The organism is Streptomyces sp. PL-25 (assembly GCF_058344915.1).
Genome location: NZ_CP136997.1, coordinates 5,315,573 through 5,331,745, shown reverse-complemented (window position 1 = coordinate 5,331,745; position 16,173 = coordinate 5,315,573). Strand labels below are relative to the sequence as shown.

12 protein-coding genes and 1 pseudogene are annotated in these 16,173 nt (G+C 73.1%); 6 read left to right on the top strand and 7 right to left on the bottom strand.

All coding sequences use genetic code 11. From position 1 onward, the window contains the following. Window positions 1-24: 24 nt before the first annotated feature. Both R4Z62_RS24130 and R4Z62_RS24125 read left to right on the top strand, forming a co-directional pair. On the top strand, window positions 25-600 hold the full coding sequence (locus R4Z62_RS24130) for a DUF742 domain-containing protein (protein WP_064535431.1): 576 nt from the start codon (window positions 25-27) through the stop codon (window positions 598-600). Then, window positions 581-1,171 (top strand): GTP-binding protein, encoded by a 591-nt coding sequence (locus R4Z62_RS24125; RefSeq protein ID WP_026252548.1) that lies wholly within the window; start codon window positions 581-583, stop codon window positions 1,169-1,171. Before R4Z62_RS24130 ends, R4Z62_RS24125 begins: the two co-directional genes overlap by 20 nt. Window positions 1,172-1,278: 107 nt before the next feature. Here the strand turns inward: R4Z62_RS24125 and R4Z62_RS24120 are convergent, their stop codons facing one another. From R4Z62_RS24120 to R4Z62_RS24110, 3 genes and pseudogenes are all read right to left on the bottom strand, one after another. Then, entirely contained in the window at window positions 1,279-1,476 is a 198-nt protein-coding gene (locus tag R4Z62_RS24120; RefSeq protein WP_018567890.1) for an acyl-CoA carboxylase epsilon subunit, read from the bottom strand. 75 nt (window positions 1,477-1,551) lie between these two features. Continuing rightward, window positions 1,552-3,150: pseudogene (locus R4Z62_RS24115) on the bottom strand (acyl-CoA carboxylase subunit beta). A 151-nt stretch (window positions 3,151-3,301) separates the two neighbouring features. Continuing rightward, entirely contained in the window at window positions 3,302-5,806 is a 2,505-nt protein-coding gene (locus R4Z62_RS24110; RefSeq protein WP_491520867.1) for a polysaccharide lyase 8 family protein, read from the bottom strand. A 168-nt stretch (window positions 5,807-5,974) separates the two neighbouring features. Between R4Z62_RS24110 and R4Z62_RS24105 the strand changes: the two genes are divergently transcribed. Further along, a complete protein-coding gene (locus R4Z62_RS24105) occupies window positions 5,975-6,598 on the top strand; it encodes a YceI family protein (protein ID WP_382848210.1) in 624 nt (207 codons plus the stop codon). Window positions 6,599-6,644: 46 nt separating this feature from the next. Here R4Z62_RS24105 and R4Z62_RS24100 read toward each other — a convergent pair whose 3' ends face one another. Beyond that, window positions 6,645-8,189, bottom strand: coding sequence for a hypothetical protein (locus R4Z62_RS24100; RefSeq protein ID WP_491520866.1), 1,545 nt, complete (start codon window positions 8,187-8,189; stop codon window positions 6,645-6,647). A 132-nt stretch (window positions 8,190-8,321) separates the two neighbouring features. On the opposite strand from R4Z62_RS24100, the gene R4Z62_RS24095 reads away from it, so the two are divergent. Beyond that, a complete protein-coding gene (locus R4Z62_RS24095; protein ID WP_491520865.1) occupies window positions 8,322-10,022 on the top strand; it encodes a sigma-70 family RNA polymerase sigma factor in 1,701 nt (566 codons plus the stop codon). A 10-nt stretch (window positions 10,023-10,032) separates the two neighbouring features. On the opposite strand, the gene R4Z62_RS24090 is transcribed toward R4Z62_RS24095, so the two are convergent. Then, window positions 10,033-10,440, bottom strand: a complete 408-nt coding sequence (locus tag R4Z62_RS24090; RefSeq protein WP_491520864.1) for an ATP-binding protein — start codon at window positions 10,438-10,440, stop codon at window positions 10,033-10,035. A gap of 112 nt (window positions 10,441-10,552) precedes the next feature. Between R4Z62_RS24090 and R4Z62_RS24085 the strand changes: the two genes are divergently transcribed. Both R4Z62_RS24085 and R4Z62_RS24080 read left to right on the top strand, forming a co-directional pair. Further along, window positions 10,553-11,374, top strand: coding sequence for a helix-turn-helix domain-containing protein (locus R4Z62_RS24085; RefSeq protein ID WP_064535424.1), 822 nt, complete (start codon window positions 10,553-10,555; stop codon window positions 11,372-11,374). Continuing rightward, window positions 11,371-11,610 carry a DUF397 domain-containing protein gene (locus tag R4Z62_RS24080; protein ID WP_064535423.1) on the top strand — a complete coding sequence of 80 codons (240 nt, stop codon included), beginning with the start codon at window positions 11,371-11,373 and terminating at the stop codon, window positions 11,608-11,610. Before R4Z62_RS24085 ends, R4Z62_RS24080 begins: the two co-directional genes overlap by 4 nt. 1 nt (window position 11,611) lies before the next feature. Here the strand turns inward: R4Z62_RS24080 and R4Z62_RS24075 are convergent, their stop codons facing one another. Then, a complete protein-coding gene (locus tag R4Z62_RS24075) occupies window positions 11,612-12,958 on the bottom strand; it encodes a hypothetical protein (protein WP_491520863.1) in 1,347 nt (448 codons plus the stop codon). Between the two features lie 90 nt (window positions 12,959-13,048). Continuing rightward, window positions 13,049-16,072, bottom strand: coding sequence for a glycoside hydrolase family 3 protein (locus R4Z62_RS24070; protein ID WP_491520862.1), 3,024 nt, complete (start codon window positions 16,070-16,072; stop codon window positions 13,049-13,051). Between the last annotated feature and the right edge of the window lie 101 nt (window positions 16,073-16,173).

Genomic DNA, 16,173 nt, shown 5'->3' with positions numbered 1-16,173 from the left:
GGCGCAGTCGGAGGAGGAGTAAGAGTGGCAACACACCCAGGTGGTCCGGCTTCGGGCAACTGGTCGTACGGTCCCGCCCAGGGACACGGCAACGGCCCGGTCGACCCGTACGCCTACCCCTCCGCTCCGCAGCACCGGCAGCCGTACGCCCCGCAGGGCCCCGGCCCTTCGCCGTACGACCAGCCGCCGGCGCCGCGCATCCAGCCCGTGCAGCCGCAGTGGCACTCCCCCGAGCCGATGCCCGCACCGGCGTCGCAGAACAACCCGCTGGTCCGCCCGTACGCCATGACGGGCGGCCGCACCAGGCCGCGTTACCAGCTCGCCATCGAGGCCCTGGTGCACACCACCGCGCAACCGCACCAGATGCAGGGCCAGTTGCCCGAGCATCAGCGGATCTGCCATCTGTGCCGCGAGATCAAGTCGGTGGCCGAGATCTCGGCCCTCCTGACGATTCCTCTCGGCGTGGCCAGGATTCTCGTCGCCGACTTGGCGGAGGCGGGCCTGGTCGCCATCCATCAGCCCGGCGGCGACGAGAACGCCGGCGGCCAGCCAGACGTGACACTGCTCGAAAGGGTGCTCAGTGGACTTCGCAAGCTCTAGCGGAGGGCCGGTTTCTCCAAGTCGCTCCACCACTTCCGCGAAGATCGTGGTGGCGGGCGGCTTCGGCGTGGGCAAGACCACGTTCGTCGGCGCCGTTTCGGAGATCAACCCGCTGCGCACAGAGGCCGTCATGACATCCGCGTCGGCGGGCATCGACGACCTCACCCACACCGGGGACAAGACCACCACGACGGTGGCCATGGACTTCGGCCGCATCACCCTGGACCAGGACCTGATCCTGTACCTGTTCGGCACGCCCGGCCAGGACCGGTTCTGGTTCATGTGGGACGACCTGGTGCGCGGCGCCATCGGCGCGGTCGTCCTGGTCGACACCCGCAGGCTCGCCGACTGCTTCCCGGCGGTCGACTACTTCGAGAACAGCGGACTGCCGTTCGTCATCGCCCTCAACGGCTTCGACGGCCAGCAGCCGTACAACCCGGACGAGGTCCGCGAGGCCCTTCAGATCGGTCCCGACACCCCGATCATCACCACCGACGCCCGCCACCGCGCGGACGCCAAGTCGGCGCTGATCACGCTGGTCGAACACGCGCTGATGGCCCGCCTGCGGTAGCCCGCCCCGGACATGCCGAAGGGCCCCTCCCCGCAAAGGAGAGGGGCCCTTCGGCGATCTTCGGCGGGTCCGGCCCGTCCGGCGGCCCGGAGGCCCGGCAGCCGGTCCTAGCCGCGCCAGCTGTGCGGGGCGTGGAAGCCGTTCTCGCGCTCCAGGCGCCGCCAGCGGGCCTTGTGCCGGTCGTGCCGGGTCAGGGAGGTGTCCGCGGGGCGGGCCGCCGCGCGGGCCAGGAGTATGGCCGTCAGGGCGGCGACTTCCTCGGGCTCTGCGTGGCCCTTCTCGACGCGGATGTCAGGCATGTCCATGGGTGTCAGTCTCCGTGGCTGAGGGGTCCGCGGGGTGACCGCGGTGCGTCCGCCGGGTTACGGCGGTTGCCGCGCCTACTGCGGCGGGTTGCCGTGCTTGCGGGAGGGCAGGTCGGCGTGCTTGGTGTGCAGCATCGCGAGGGACCTGGCCAGCACCTCCCGGGTCTCGGCCGGGTCGATGACGTCGTCGACGAGACCGCGCTCGGCGGCGTAGTACGGGTGCATCAGCTCGGCCTTGTACTCCTTGACCATGCGCGCGCGCATGGCCTCGGGGTCGGGCGCGTCGGCGATCTGGCGGCGGAAGATGACGTTGGCCGCGCCCTCGGCGCCCATCACCGCGATCTCGTTGGTCGGCCAGGCGTACGTCAGGTCGGCGCCGATCGACTGGGAGTCCATCACGATGTACGCACCTCCGTACGCCTTGCGCAGGATCAGCGAGATCCGCGGCACCGTGGCGTTGCAGTAGGCGTACAGCAGCTTCGCACCGTGCCGGATGATCCCGCCGTGCTCCTGGTCGACACCCGGCAGGAAGCCGGGGGGACGTCGAGGAGCGTGATGATCGGGATGTTGAAGGCGTCGCACATCTGCACGAACCGGGCGGCCTTCTCGCTGGCCTCGATGTCCAGCACGCCCGCCAGCACCTGGGGCTGGTTGGCGACGATGCCGACCGCGTGGCCGTCCATCCGGGCGAGCGCGCAGATGATGTTCCGCGCCCAGCGCTCGTGGACCTCCAGGTACTCGCCGTCGTCGACGATCTCCTCGATGACCTTGGTCATGTCGTACGGCCGGTTGCCGTCGAGCGGCACGAGGTCCAGCAGGGCCTCCGCGCGGCGGTCGGCCGGGTCCCCGGTCGGGACCTGCGGCGGGTTCTCGCGGTTGTTCTGCGGGAGGAGGGAGAGGAGGTAGCGGACCTCCGCGATGCAGGTCTCCTCGTCGTCGTAGGCGAAGTGGCACACACCCGACGTCTCGGCGTGCACGTCAGCGCCGCCCAGTCCGTTCTGCGTGATCTCCTCGCCCGTGACCGCCTTGACGACGTCCGGACCCGTGATGAACATCTGGGAGGTCTCACGGACCATGAACACGAAGTCCGTCAGCGCCGGACTGTAGGCCGCACCACCCGCACACGGGGCCCAGCATCACCGAGATCTGCGGGATGACACCCGACGCCTTCGTGTTCCGCTGGAAGATCCCGCCGTACCCGGCCAGCGCCGAGACACCCTCCTGGATCCGCGCGCCCGCACCGTCGTTCAGCGACACCAGCGGCGCACCGGCCGCGATGGCCATGTCCATGATCTTGTGGATCTTCGTCGCATGCGCCTCGCCCAGCGCACCCCCGAAGATCCGGAAGTCGTGCGCGTACACGAAGACCGTACGGCCCTCCACCGTCCCCCAGCCGGTGATCACACCGTCCGTGTACGGCTTCTTCGCCTCCAGACCGAAACCGGACGCCCGGTGCCGGCGCAACTGCTCGACCTCCTGGAACGACCCCGGGTCCACCAGCAGCTCGATCCGCTCCCGCGCCGTCAGCTTGCCCTTCGCATGCTGCGCCGCGGTCGCCTTCTCGCTCGGCCCCGCCACGGCCTGCGCACGGATCCCGTGCAGTTCGGCGACCCGTCCGCGCGCGTCCGTCGGCTCGCCGGTGGGCTCACCCGTCGTCTCTTCCAAAACGGTCATGTAGCGACCTTACGAAGGACACCAAGGAAAGCGAGCCGTCGACTCCGTACAGTCTCCGGCCCGTTTTCCTGGTACCACTGAACAGAACCTCAGCCCTGTGCAGCCTTTCCGACTGCTCACAGGGGATCGGCGTTGTAGAGGTCACACAAAGTCAGGGGACGAGAGCCACCTCACATTCGTGGGTGGCACATGCCTTCCCCGGAGTGACACGCAGACCCAGATGGGGGCCCCGCCCGGTCACCTCGACCGAGTCGTCGGCCCGCAGCACCCGGCGCACCGGGTGGTGCCGGGTGTCCCAGACGATCTCCAGCGGTTCGCCGGTGCGCGGCGGCTCGCTGACACAGAGCCTAGCGGTAGCGGTACGGCGGTCGTGCCGCACCAGCACACCGGCGCCGCCGGACGCGGTCAGCGGTCCCACCGTACCGGCCTGCCAGAACGTGGCGGCGAGCAGCCCCAGCGAGGGCACGGCGACGGCCTGGCGGACGGCGTCGTTGGCGAGGACGGTCGTCCAGTGCCGGTCGGCGGCGCGCGCGGCGACGGTGCGGCGGGAGGCGCCGGGCAGCAGGAGGTAGGTGTAGGAGGCGTCGGCCGGGTCGGTGCCGTGGTCGAGCCAGAGGGTCTGCCAGCGGCGGGTGCGGCGCTCGGGCGAGCTGGTGGTGTTGATGTCGGCCCAGGCGCCGGTGCGGTCCTCGCGCAGGGTGCGCAGCACGGGGCGGCCGGGACCGTGGCCGGAGCCGGAGCCGGGGCCGGGGCCGGGGCCGGGGCCGGGGTCGGGGCCGGGGTCGGGGCCGGGGTCGGGGCCGGGGTCGGGGAACACCCAGCCGCCGTGGCCCTCCAGGTGGGCCCAGCGCGCTCCACGGCCCGCCCCCCGGACGAACGCCTGGGTGCCGCCCTCGCCGAGGTTGCGGTTGTCGACGACGGTCTCGACGGGCACCCCGTCGGCGCAGGTGATCCCGGCGCCCAGGCAGATGACGGCGTCACCGGCGAAGACCCAGGACCTGCGGGCCCGGAGGGTGGAGCCGACCCCCTTCAGATGCTGGCCGATCGCCGCGTACGTGCCGTCCGTGGTGCCGCCGACCCAGCGCGCGTCGGGCCGGGCGGCGCCCCATTCGCCGCCCGCGCGGTCGGGCAGGCGCCGGGTGGAGACGGTGGTACCGGGCAGCCGGTACCAGTCGACGGTGGGCCAGAACCAGTCCGTGTACTGGTCGGTGGGCTCGCCCGCCGCCCACCACTGGAGCATGCCCGCGCCGGTGTGCCAGCCGCGCGGGTTCTCGCCGTTGCCGCACTCGTAGGCGGCGATGCGGTCGCTGCACAGGGAGAGGGCCGCGGTGAAGCGGGGGTGGCGGTGGACGGCCCGGTCCATGGCGGGGAAGAGCCGGTGGCCGAGCGGTTCGGGCGCGGCGGCCACGGGCGAGGCGGCGACCGTGTGCAGCCGGGCCAGGTCGGCGACGTCGAACTGGGGCGCGGTCAGGATCGGGGTGACGGTGTCCCGTTGGATCCAGCCCTTCACCCGCGCGTGCCAGCGCGCGCGCTCGGCGCGGCTCGCGCCGTCGGCGAGCAGGGCGATGGCGGCGATGAGCTGCTGTCCGTGGAAGTGGTCGCCGCGCAGGACGTGCCGGTCGTCGCCGCTGAGCAGGCCGCGGCTGATCGCGCGGCCGTTGACGCTGTCCATCACCAGTCCGTCGTGGATCAGCGGGGCGTAGGCGTGCTCGACGCCGTCCAGGACGTTCTGCCTCAGCGGGTCGGTGACCTCCCAGGCGGATCCGGCCAGCAGGGCGAGGAGCCGGCCGAGCCCGTCGAGCATGACCTGTCCGTACGTGCCCGAGTAGGCGACGTAGGTGTGCTGGACGAAGGAGCCGTCGGCGTAGAGGCCGTCGCCGGTGGTGACGTACGGGAAGACGGGCGAGAGGGCGTCGCGGGCGAGGGCGATCTTCTCCGGGGCGCGGCCGAGGACGCCGCGCAGGGCGACGGAGCGGCACAGGTCGACGCGGTTGGCGCCGGTGGAGGTGCCGGAGTAGTCGTGCAGCAGGGCGTCCGGGACGAAGTGGTCGACGGCGGCGCAGGCGGCGGCGGTCCGCGCGGCGCCGAGCTGTCCGTACAGGGCGGCCGTGAGGTCCATGAGCAGGCGCGGGCTGCCGATCTGCCACTCCCACCAGTTGCCGTAGGGGGCGGTGGCGGGGTGGTAGACGGTGGCGGAGAGGTGGTCGAGGCCGCGCAGCACGTCCGCGAGGAGGGCCGGGTCGCCGGTGGCGCCGGTGCCCGGCTGGACGTACGCCTGGGCCATCGTCCAGAGCCTGCCGTAGCTCGCGGTGATGCCGGAGGGCGGGTCGAAGGGCAGGCCGGGCCAGAGGGAGGCGGGGGCGGGGGCCATGGCGGCGGCGAAGCCGCGGGCGAGCCGGCCGGTGTCGGCGAGCCGCGCGGCGTAGGGCTCGGCGGCCGGGTCGTAGCCGGTGCCGAGCGCGATGCCGAGCCAGCGCAGCCGCAGGGCCTCGTAGGGGTCGGCGGGGTCGGCGGGGTCGGCGGGCGCGGCGGCGGCCCGGCCGGTGAGGGCCGTGGTGCCGGTGGTGGCGGCGAGGAGGGCGGCGGCGAGGAGGCCGCGGCGGGTGGGGCGTACGAAGGCTCCGCGGGCGGGGGTCCCTTGCTGATGCTTCGTCATGGGGCCTGGTTAGCCGCGGGCGGGGGCGGGCGTCAACACTCCCCGCCCAAGAGGTTGAATGTTGAACGGAATGGCGCTACTGTCGCCCTTGTTGGTTCTGGTTGAACATTCAACATCCTCGGCACTCCCCCTCGGTGCCGGGTGACCACCGTCCCCAGGGAGCAGATCATGGGCATCTTCGGCCGCAAGAACGAGACCGAGACCACCACCGCCGCGACCACCGCCGCTCCGGCCGCCGCCGCGGACCCGCGGCTCGCGGCGCTGACCGGCGACTACACGATCGACCCGTCGCACAGCACGCTCGGGTTCGTCGCACGGCACGCCATGGTCACCAACGTGAAGGGCGCCTTCAACGACTTCACCGGCAGCCTGCACCTGGACGGCGCCGACCCGGCGAAGTCGACGGCGACGCTCGACATCGCGATGGACAGCATCGACACGGGCAACGCGGACCGCGACGGGCACCTGAAGAGCGCGGACTTCTTCAAGACCGACGAGTTCCCCGCGATGACCTTCCGCTCCACCGCCGCCGAGTCCCTGGGCGGCGACGACTACCGGATCACCGGCGACCTGAGCATCCTCGGCGTCACCAAGCCGATCAGCATCGACCTGGAGTTCAACGGCGCCGCCAAGGACCCCTTCGGCAACGAGCGCGTCGGCTTCGAGGGCAAGGCCGAGATCCTGCGCTCCGAGTGGGGCCTGACCTGGAACGCGGCCCTGGAGACGGGCGGCGTCCTGGTCTCCGACAAGATCAAGCTCAACTTCGACATCTCGGCGATCAAGCAGTCCTGAACCGGGCGCCCGCCCAGCGGGCCGCCGCCGCCCTTCTCACCGGGCCTCACCCGGCGGCGGCCCCTTCCGGCACCCCGGCCCGGTCGAGCAGTGCGTGCAGCCGGGTGTCGGTCAGCGCCGCGTTGGCCGCCGCGTCCTCGGCGGTGGCCGGGTCCTCCAGGAGCCGCGCGAGCAGGTCCCCGGGCAGCCGGGGGTTGGCGGCCGCCGCCCGGCGGACGGCGGCATCGGGATCGTCCAGCAGCCTCACAGGCGGTTCCTCCAGTGTCGGATCGCCCGCGGCCAGGGCCCGCACCTCTGCGTCCGCGTGGCCGAGCAGGTGCCGCAGGCCGGTGCGCGGCAGCCGGGGCAGCGTGCGCAGGTGGGCCCGCTGCCGGGGCAGGGCGAGGAACGCTTCGAGGAGCAGTTCCGGCGGCGCGGCCGGGTGGTTGCAGGCCAGCAGGTGCCGTACGTCCGGGTCGGGGTCGGCGGCGAGGCGCTCCGCCGCGTCGGCGGGCAGGTCCGGCCGGCTCGCCGCGGCCCGGCGGAGCAGCGGATCACCGGACGCGGCGCAGTCGGCGTACCAACCCGGGTCCGGCTCCCCGAACGACCGGGCGACCACGCCGATCTGATCGGCACCGCAGCCGATGACCCGGTCGAGGGCGTCGCGCTGGGCCCAGGTGCGCGGCAACGGATGCGTCCTGGCCCGCAGCCGCACCCTCTCGTCGGGATCCTCGGCGAGCGCGGCCAGCAGCCCGGGACCGAGGTCGGCGCGCGCGGCCACGTGGACGCGGACCTCCGGGTCGGGGTGGCGGGCCAGCCGCTGGACCGCGAAGGCGGGCGTGTACCGGTTGTGCGCCAGCGACGTGAGGTCCCGTCCGGCCGCCAGACACGCCTCGGCCACCGCCGCCGAGACGGCGCAGCTGTACAGGAGCGTTCTCCGGGGCAGGCAGTCCTGGTCGGGCAGGTCCGCCTGCATGGCCTCGGGATCCTCGTCACGGCGCCTCAAGCGCGCGGCCTCCCGTACGGCGGGGTCGGGGTCGGCGCGGAGGGTCTCCCGCTCGGCGGGGGTGAGCCACTGCCAGTACCCGGCGGCGTACGCGCGCAGCTCGCTCCGGTCGTGGCCGGTCATCCGGTGCGGGAACGACGGGGGGATCTGCCCGGAGAACGCCAGCTCCTGCCTGATCTCGTCCGCCGTGACGAGCGGGTCGTCACCGGGTCCGTCCTCGGCGGTGAGCAGGGTCACCAGCGCGTCGTCGGGAAGCGGGACGACCCGGTCGGAGCGGGGCCGCGGGCCGCCGGCGAGCCGGGCGCGCACCAGCGCGTCCGGGTCATGGGCCAGCCGTCCGCGGTGCACCGGGTCGGCCCGGTGGTTGCGGGCGAACGCGCCCCGGACCTGTGGCGACGGGTGCGCGAGCACCGCCTCCACGACGGCCTGCGGCAGATCGCCGTGCTCGCACAGCGGCTCCCAGGCGGCCCGCACGGCCGACCGCAGCAGGCGGAGCTGGACGCCGGGCCCGGCCGACGGGTTGACGGCGATGCCGCGCAGCCACGCTTCGGCGAGCGGCGAGGAGGACCCGGAAGACGCAGAGGACGCAGAGGACGCGGAGGGCATCGCAGCATCCTCGCGGACGGATTCTCCTCGCGGGCGAACTTTTCTCCGAAGAACTGTTATGCGACCCCGTCTCCCCGGTCTCCCAGGCATCGGACATCATCGACCGACGTCAAGGGACGGGGTAGTTCTCGTATGAGCACACAGCACTCGGTGGACACGGCGGCGCTCGTGGCCGCTGCCCGCGGGGGCGACCCGGCGGCTCAGGACGCCCTGGTCGGCGCCTATCTGCCGCTGGTCTACAACATCGTGGGCCGGGCGCTGAACGGCTCGGTGGACGTCGACGACGTCGTGCAGGACACCATGCTGCGGGCGCTGGACGGGCTGGACGGGCTGCGGGATCCGGGCAGCTTCCGGTCCTGGCTGGTGGCGATCGCCATGAACCGGGTGCGGGCGCACTGGCAGGACCGGCAGGCCGCGCCGTACGCCGTGGAGGACGCGGGCGAGGTCGCCGGTCCCGGCGGTGACTTCGTGGATCTGACCATGCTGCGGCTCCAGTTGTCCGGGCAGCGCCAGGAGACCGCGCGGGCCACCCGCTGGCTGGAGCCCGACGACCGGGCGCTGCTGTCCCTGTGGTGGCTGGAGTGCGCCGGGGAGCTGACCCGCACCGAGGTCGCGGCGGCCCTGAAGCTCTCCCCGGAGCACACGGCGGTCCGCGTCCAGCGGATGAAGGCGCAGTTGGAGGCCGCCCGGGTGGTCGTACGGGCGCTCGACGCCCGGCCGCGCTGCGCCGAACTCAACGACGTGCTGGCCACGGGCTGGGACGGCCACCCCTCCGCGCTCTGGCGCAAGCGCATCGCCCGCCACGCGCGCGCGTGCGCGCACTGCGCCGGGCTGTGGAGCGGTCTGATGCCCGCCGAAGGGCTGCTGGCCGGGCTGGCGCTGGTCCCGGTGCCGGTGGCCCTGCTGCGGCTGGCCGGCCCCGCCATCGACGCCGCGCCCGTGGGCGCGGCCGCTCCCCTCGACCCGGCGGCCGCCACCGTCTCCCTGCCCGCCGTCCCCGGCTCCACCGGCCGGGCCGCCGCCCGGCACCGCGTCTCCGGCGGGCGCTCCCCCGGCGGCCGGGCGGGCGCGCGCGACGCGGCCCGCCGCCGTCGCCGCGTCCGGCGGCGCACGGCCGCCGCCGTGGTGGCCGCCTGTGTGGCGGGCGGCGGCATCTGGTACTTCGGCGGCGGCAGCGGCGAGGACGGTACGACGGCCCGGGGCCCCGCCACGCCCGTCACCGACCTGGCCGCACCCGGCACCCAGCTCGACGGCACCCCGGCCGCCTCCCCCTCGGCCTCGCCGTCCGCCTCCCCGTCCCCGTCCGCGTCCCCCTCGGCCTCCCCCTCCAAGAGCCCCGGCGCCTCCAAGAGCCCGGCGGCACCGAGGAGCAGGACCCCGTCCGCGCCCGCGCACCAGCCCCGGCCGACGCACAGCGCCCCCGCCACCCACGCCCAGCCGCCCGCGCCCCAGGGCGATGTCGCCCAGGTCCTCGCCCTGGTCAACCAGGAGCGCGCCAAGGCCGGTTGCGGCCCCGTCACCGGGGACTCCCAGCTGGACACCGCCGCCCGCGACCACTCCGACGACATGGCCGCGCGCGACTTCTTCGACCACACCAACCCGGACGGCAAGGACCCCGGCGACCGCATCACGGCCGCCGGATACCGCTGGTCCACCTACGGCGAGAACATAGCCAGGGGGCAGCAGACCCCCGCCTCCGTGATGGACTCCTGGATGCACAGCCCCGGCCACCGCGCCAACATCCTCAACTGCTCCTTCAAGAACCTCGGCGTCGGCGTCCACGACGGCCCCGGCGGACCGTGGTGGACCCAGGACTTCGGTACGAGGATGTGAGCGCCGCCGGTCAGCGGGGCGCCGCGAACTCGCACCACACGATCTTGCCGGGCGAGCGCGCGTCCACCCCCCACTTGTCCGCCAGCGCGGCGACCAGCATCAGGCCCCGGCCGCGCTCCGACTCGGCCGAGGCCTCCGGCACACGGACGTCCCCCGTCCCGCTGTCGTGCACCTCCACGCGCAGCGCGCCGCCCGGATGCAGCGCGAGCAGCAGCAGAAAGCCACGGCCGGGCGGTACGCCGTGCAGCAGCGCGTTGGTCGCCAGTTCGCTCACACAGAGCTGTACGTCGTCGGCGCGTACGGGCGCCGCCCACTCGGCGAGGACGGCCTGCGCGAACTGCCGTGCGAGCCGCACCGACCTGCGGTCCCGCCGGTAGAACGCCTTACGGGTCAGGGGGAGTTGAAGTTCCACGTTCACGGGACGAGTGTCACCGTGTGTCACTACTGTGGACCAACGAGTGAAGTCGTAGTTCTGATTACTACGGCCCCACTCCGACCGCTGCGCGTGCACACGGGGGTAAGGAAGACCCATGCAATCGGGGACGAAAAGCAAAAAGAACGGCACCTGGCAGGCCGTGGGATCACTGGTCGCCCACTACCGCAAGCGGGCCCGGATGACCCAGGAGCAATTCGCGGAGGCCGCCAGCATCCACGTCGACACGGTGGGATCCATCGAGCAGGGCCGCCTGGCCCTCCAGCCTGACCGCGCGGAGCAGTTCGACGAGCTGCTGGGCACGGGCGGTGCGTTGGCCGTCCTTGTGGAGCGCCTGCCCGTACGGGACCGGATCGTGCAGTTCGCGCAGGGGCTGGTGGATCACGAGCAGGTGGCGGTGGGCATCCTCTCGTATCAGAGTCTTGCCGTACCAGGACTGCTCCAGACGCGGGACTACTGCCAAGCGGTCTTCGACTACCGCTATCCAGCGCTGGAAAGCGAGACGGCCGAGCAGTGGGTGACCACCCGCATGGACCGACAGTTGATCTGGCAGCGAGCACGTCCGCCCGTGGGGCACTTCGTCATGGAGGAGAGCATCCTGCGGCGGGTCGTGGGCAGTGAGGAGATCATGCGGGAGCAGTACCGCAAGATCCTTGAGTTCACCGAGCCGACCAACATGAGCTTCCAGATCATGCCTGGCAACCGGACTCCGCATGCCTGCCTTGACGGGCCCATGGTGCTGCTGGAGACGCCCGACCACGAGCGTCTTGTCTACTTGGAGGTCCAGCGGGCGAGTTTCCTCGTCGAGGACCCCGACGAGGTGAGCGATTACCACCTTCAGTATGGAATGCTGCGGTCTCAAGCCCTCTCGCCCGACGAGAGCGTGCGCTTCTTGCACGAACTGCTAGGAGAGTCATGAAGACCGCGTGGTTCAAGTCCAGCTACAGCGGAAGTCAGGGAGGTGACTGCCTCGAAGTCTCCTACGACTGGCGCAAGTCCAGCTACAGCAGCGACGAGGGCGGCAACTGCGTCGAGGTCGCCGCCCATACCTCCGCCATCCACATCCGTGACTCCAAGGCCGCCCCCGTCGGCCCCGTCCTGACCGTCTCCCCCGCGAGTTGGGCCGCCTTCGTCGGCCGTACCCGCGAGGTGTAGTTCAGAACCCGCCCCCGAAGTCCCCTCCGCCTCCGCCTCCGCCGCCGTCTCCGAAGCCGCCGCCGAAGTCGCCCGGGTCGAAGTCGGCGCCGGAGACGTCGCCGCCGGTGTAGCCGCCGAAGCCGCCGTCGCCGTAGTCGGCGGCGTAGCTCGGGGTGGACAGCATGCCGCCGAGGACGGTGCCGACGAGGAGGCCGGGGAGGATGCCGCCGCCGAAGTAGCCGCCCGCCCAGGGGCCGTAGGCGGGGCCCGCGTCCCAGTAGGGGCGGCGGCCCTGGTCGGTGTCGACCTGGCGGACCACCGGGTCGCGGCCGTCGGCCAGGCGGGTGGCGTCGGCGGCGCAGACCGGGACCTGGCGCGGTGCGCCGCCGGGCGGGGTCCAGGTGGCGTCGGTGACCGAGGGGCCGTGGCGCGGGTCGAAGAAGCAGGGCGGGCGCCGCTCGGGCAGCGGGCGGTGCTCGCGGCGGGCGGCGAGCAGGGCGAGGGAGAAGCGGCCGTCCTCCAGCGCCCGGGTGACCGCGCGGACGTCCTCCGGTCCGCGGGCGGCGGCCATGGACTGCTTGGCCTGCTCGTAGGCGTCGAGGGCGCGTTCGTAGTCGGCGCGCATGGCGTCGTCCGCGCCGGACTCGGCCGGGTGGAAGTCCAGGCGGTCCAGTTCCTCGCCGAACGCGGTGATGTCCTCGTCGACGACGACCCGCAGCTTCTCCAGGGCGGCGCGCTGCTCGGCCTCGCGGCGGCGGGAGCTGCGCCGGGCCAGGGTGTACGCGCCGACGCCGCCGGCGACCAGGACCGCCGCCACCGTGACCAGGGCGGTGCCCGACATGCCCCCGGAGCGGCCGTCGCCGCCCCAGGAGGCGGGCGCTCTGCCGCGCAGGTTGGCCAGGGCGCGGTCGGTGAAGTCGGTGAGCTGGGTCGCGGTGTCGTCGCCCTGGACGCTGGTGACCAGGTTCCGTACGGCGGTGCGGGGCAGCACGGAGGCGTCGGCGCGGGCGTCGAAGCGGTCGCCGAGGCGGACGGCGTAGGCGCCGGTGACGCCGGTGGCGGTGCGCAGGTCGGCGAAGAGGTTCTGGGTGGGGTAGCCGGCCGGGAGGACGGCGATGAACAGGGGCCGGTCGGCGTCCTTGATCTTGCGGGCGAGCGCGTCGGCGTCGGCGGACCCCAGTTGCGCGGCGGCGGCCGGGTCGACGTAGACGGGGCTCTTGCGCAGCGCCTGGGCGATGGCCGAGACGCTGGTGGCCGCCTCGGCCCGGGGCGCGCTCGTGGCCAGGAAGGACAGGGCGACCAGGAGGGCCGCGAGCAGTGCCGCCCGGAGTCTGCCGGGGGCGCGGGGCGGGGCGACGGCCTTCATGGTTCGAAGCTACCCGAAATATGACAAGCGGGTCGTCCGGGCTGGTGGGGGCGCCCTCCCGTGCACCCCCACCAGCGGTGTGCGGGGCGGTCAGGCCGCCCGGTAGGCGGCCACGAGGCGGTCCACCGCCGCGCCGTAGCGGCCGGTCAGCAGGAGGTGGTCGGCGTCCGCGAAGGGCGCCGCGGCCGCCGCCGTCATCCCGCGTCCGGCGATCCGCTGCTGGACGATCAGCCGGGCCTGGGTGACCAGTTCGCGGCCCGTCCTCGCGGCGTGCGCGTGTTCGGCGACGGTCGCCGCGAGGCCGAGGGCCCGCAGGGTGAGGGCGCCTCCGGCGGGCGCCTTCCTGAGGGTGGTCAGGCCCCAGCCGTAGGGGAACTGCGGATCGTAGGAGGCGTCCCCGACGTTGATCGGAAGCTGCTGCTCCGACCTGGGCCAGGTCACCGGGAGCTGCCCGGTGAAGGGCCGCCTGCCGTAGAGCACGTCCGCGACGCCGTCGCCCTCGGTGCCGGGCAGCCAGGAGGCGACGAGCGCGTCGATGGCGCCGAGCCGGTCGCCGATCAGCTCGGGGCGGCCCGAGACGATCAGCACGGCGCACTCCATGGCCGCGCACACCTTGTCCACGGCGGCCCGGTCGGCGGCCGAGAGCCGCAGGTCGTGGCCGTTGCCGACATCGCCGACGCCCTCGGCGTACGGGGTCTCGCCGACGACGACCACCCCGGCGTCGTAGCCGCCGGTGGGCGCGGAGGCGTCCTTGGAGTAGGTGACGTCCCCGCCGGCGTTCCGCATGCCCTGGAGGATCGTGGTCCCCTTGATGATGTTCCCGGAGGAGCCCTGCCAGCTGATGGTCCAGCCGCCGGTCTGGTTGCCGATGTCGTCGGCGTTGGACCCGGCGACGTAGACCTTCTGGTTCTTCTTCAGCGGGAGCAGGTCCCCGCTGTTCTTCAACAGCACCTGCGAGGCGGCGGCGGCCTGGCGGGCGACGTCGCGGTGGGCGGCGGAGCCGATCGCGGAGGCGTTGCGGGTGTCGGCGTAGGGGTGCTCGAACAGGCCGAGGCGGAACTTCTCGGTCAGGATGCGCGAGACGGCGTCGTCGATCCGCTTCCCGCTGATCCGGCCCGCCTTCACCTCGTCGGTCAGGGCGGCGGTGAACCTGGTGTAGCTGTACGGCACCATCATCATGTCGACGCCCGCGTTCACGGACGCGGTGACCTGCTGCGGGTAGCTGCCGGGGAGCTGGTCGAGGGCGTTGTAGTCGCTGATGACGAAGCCGTCGAAGCCCATGCGGTCCTTGAGCACGCCGTTGATCATGTCGCCGCGCGCGTGCATCCTGACGGCGCCCTTGCCGTCGCCCTCGATGTCGAGGGAGGAGTAGGACGGCATGACGGTGCCGACGCCCCGGTCCACGGCGTCCTGGTAGGGCGCGAGGTGGATGTCCTCCAACTGCTTGCGGGTGACCTCGGTGACGCCCTGGTCCAGGGTGTAGGTGCCGGTGGTGGAGGAGCCGTAGGCGGTGCCGCCGTCGCCGAGGAAGTGCTTGGCGGTGGCCAGCACCTTGTCGTCGCGGTCCAGGTCGCTGCCGTCGGGGCGGCCCTGGAGGCCCTGGATGACCGTCTCCATGGACTTCACCAGGGCCGGGTCCTCGCCGTAGGACTCGTAGGAGCGGCCCCAGCGCTCGTCGCGGGTGACGCACACGCAGGGCGCGAAGTCCCAGGGGACGCCGGTGGCGCGCACCTCGGACGCCGTGACGGCGCCGGTCCGCTCGGCGAGCGCGGGGTCGCGGGTGGCGCCGATGCCGATGTTGTGCGGCATGATCGTGGCACCGGCGAGGTTGTTGTGGCCGTGCACCGCGTCCACGCCGTAGACCAGCGGGATCTGGAAGCGGGTGGCCTGGGCGCGCAACTGGAAGCCGTCGACCATCTTCGCCCAGGCTTCGGGCGTGTTGGGCTCGGGGACCGAGCCGCCGCCGGAGAGCAGCGAGCCGAGGGCGTAGGAGGCGATGTCGCCGGGCGCGGACATGGCGCCGCGCTCGGCCTGGGTCATCTGCCCGGCCTTCTCCGCCAGGGACATCCGGGAGACCAGGTCCGCGACCCGCTTCTTCACCGGCAGGCGGCTGTCCAGGTAGGGCAGCCCGTGCGCGTCCACGACGATCCGCGGTGTCTCGGCGGGGGCCTTGGCGCCGGTGACGGTGAGCTGGAGCGGGATGGTCTCGGCCGCTTCGGCGAAGCGGTCCTTCAGGGTGCTCACGCGGACCGTGCGGGAGGTGCCGGAGGCGGTGCCCGCGGGGAAGGTGAGGGTGCCGGAGACGGGGGTGTAGTCCTTGCCGGGGGTCGCGGTGCCCTCGCCGGTCGTGTAGGCGACGGTGACGGGCTGGTCGAGGGGGACGGCGCCGGTGGTGGCGACGGTGACGCGGACGGCGGCCGTGCCGCCCTCGGTGACCGGGACGACGGCCGCGTCGGTGCTGACGGCGGCGCGCAGCGACTGGTCGGCGCGGCCGTACAGTTCGACGCCGTCCAGCGCGAAGGCGCCCTTGGCGCCGGTGGGCAGGGTGAGGGCGTAGCCCCACATCTGGGTGAGGCCCAGGACGTGGTCGATGCCGCCGACGGGCTGGTAGTCCGTACGGTAGGTGAAGTCGGCGAAGGGCAGTTCGATCTGCTTCCAGCCGGTGAAGTCGTCCGTGAAGGACGTGGTCCACAGCTCGGACGCCTCGCCGTCGGCGCCGCCGTCCTTGATCTCGAAGGGGATCCTGCTGCCGGTGGCGTGGCCCTCCCACCAGAGCCGGATGCCGCGGTGCGCGGACCAGTCGTGGGCGGGGCGGTCGGCCGCGTAGTCGTGGGTGAAGCCGCCGTAGCCGCTGATGTCGTAGGTCCCGGCCAGCACCTTGGCGCCCTCGGGGGCGTCGGGGCGCTCGGCGAGGCGGAGAGCGGGGGCGTCGTCGCTGTCGCCGCCCCAGGTGAAGATGCCCTCGGCGGGCTGGCTCGCGAAGGGCACCTCGCCCTCGAAGCGGTCGACGGGCACGGGAGCGGGGTCGTCCGCGCCGGCGGCGGCACCGGCCGCGCCGAGCGGCAGCAGTGCGGTGAGCAGGGCTGCGGAGGCGAGCAGGGCGGTTCTTCGCATGGACCTTCCCTCGGTATCCGGACTGTTCCAGGGTCTTCCAGGGCTGTTCCGACACGTCGCTGAACGCTCGGCTCGGGACTGGACGCCCGGCTCGGGGCCGA

Bases quoted from the DNA above. Each gene is read 5' to 3' on its own strand.
- R4Z62_RS24105 (WP_382848210.1), top strand. From the start codon at position 5,975: ATGGGCATCTTCGGCCGCAAGAACGAGACCGAGACCACCACCGCCGCG.
- R4Z62_RS24095 (WP_491520865.1), top strand. From the start codon at position 8,322: ATGAGCACACAGCACTCGGTGGACACGGCGGCGCTCGTGGCCGCTGCC.
- R4Z62_RS24070 (WP_491520862.1), bottom strand. From the start codon at position 16,072: ATGCGAAGAACCGCCCTGCTCGCCTCCGCAGCCCTGCTCACCGCACTG.
- R4Z62_RS24110 (WP_491520867.1), bottom strand. From the start codon at position 5,806: ATGACGAAGCATCAGCAAGGGACCCCCGCCCGCGGAGCCTTCGTACGC.
- R4Z62_RS24100 (WP_491520866.1), bottom strand. From the start codon at position 8,189: ATGCCCTCCGCGTCCTCTGCGTCCTCTGCGTCTTCCGGGTCCTCCTCG.
- R4Z62_RS24120 (WP_018567890.1), bottom strand. From the start codon at position 1,476: ATGGACATGCCTGACATCCGCGTCGAGAAGGGCCACGCAGAGCCCGAG.
- R4Z62_RS24085 (WP_064535424.1), top strand. From the start codon at position 10,553: ATGCAATCGGGGACGAAAAGCAAAAAGAACGGCACCTGGCAGGCCGTG.
- R4Z62_RS24080 (WP_064535423.1), top strand. From the start codon at position 11,371: ATGAAGACCGCGTGGTTCAAGTCCAGCTACAGCGGAAGTCAGGGAGGT.
- R4Z62_RS24075 (WP_491520863.1), bottom strand. From the start codon at position 12,958: ATGAAGGCCGTCGCCCCGCCCCGCGCCCCCGGCAGACTCCGGGCGGCA.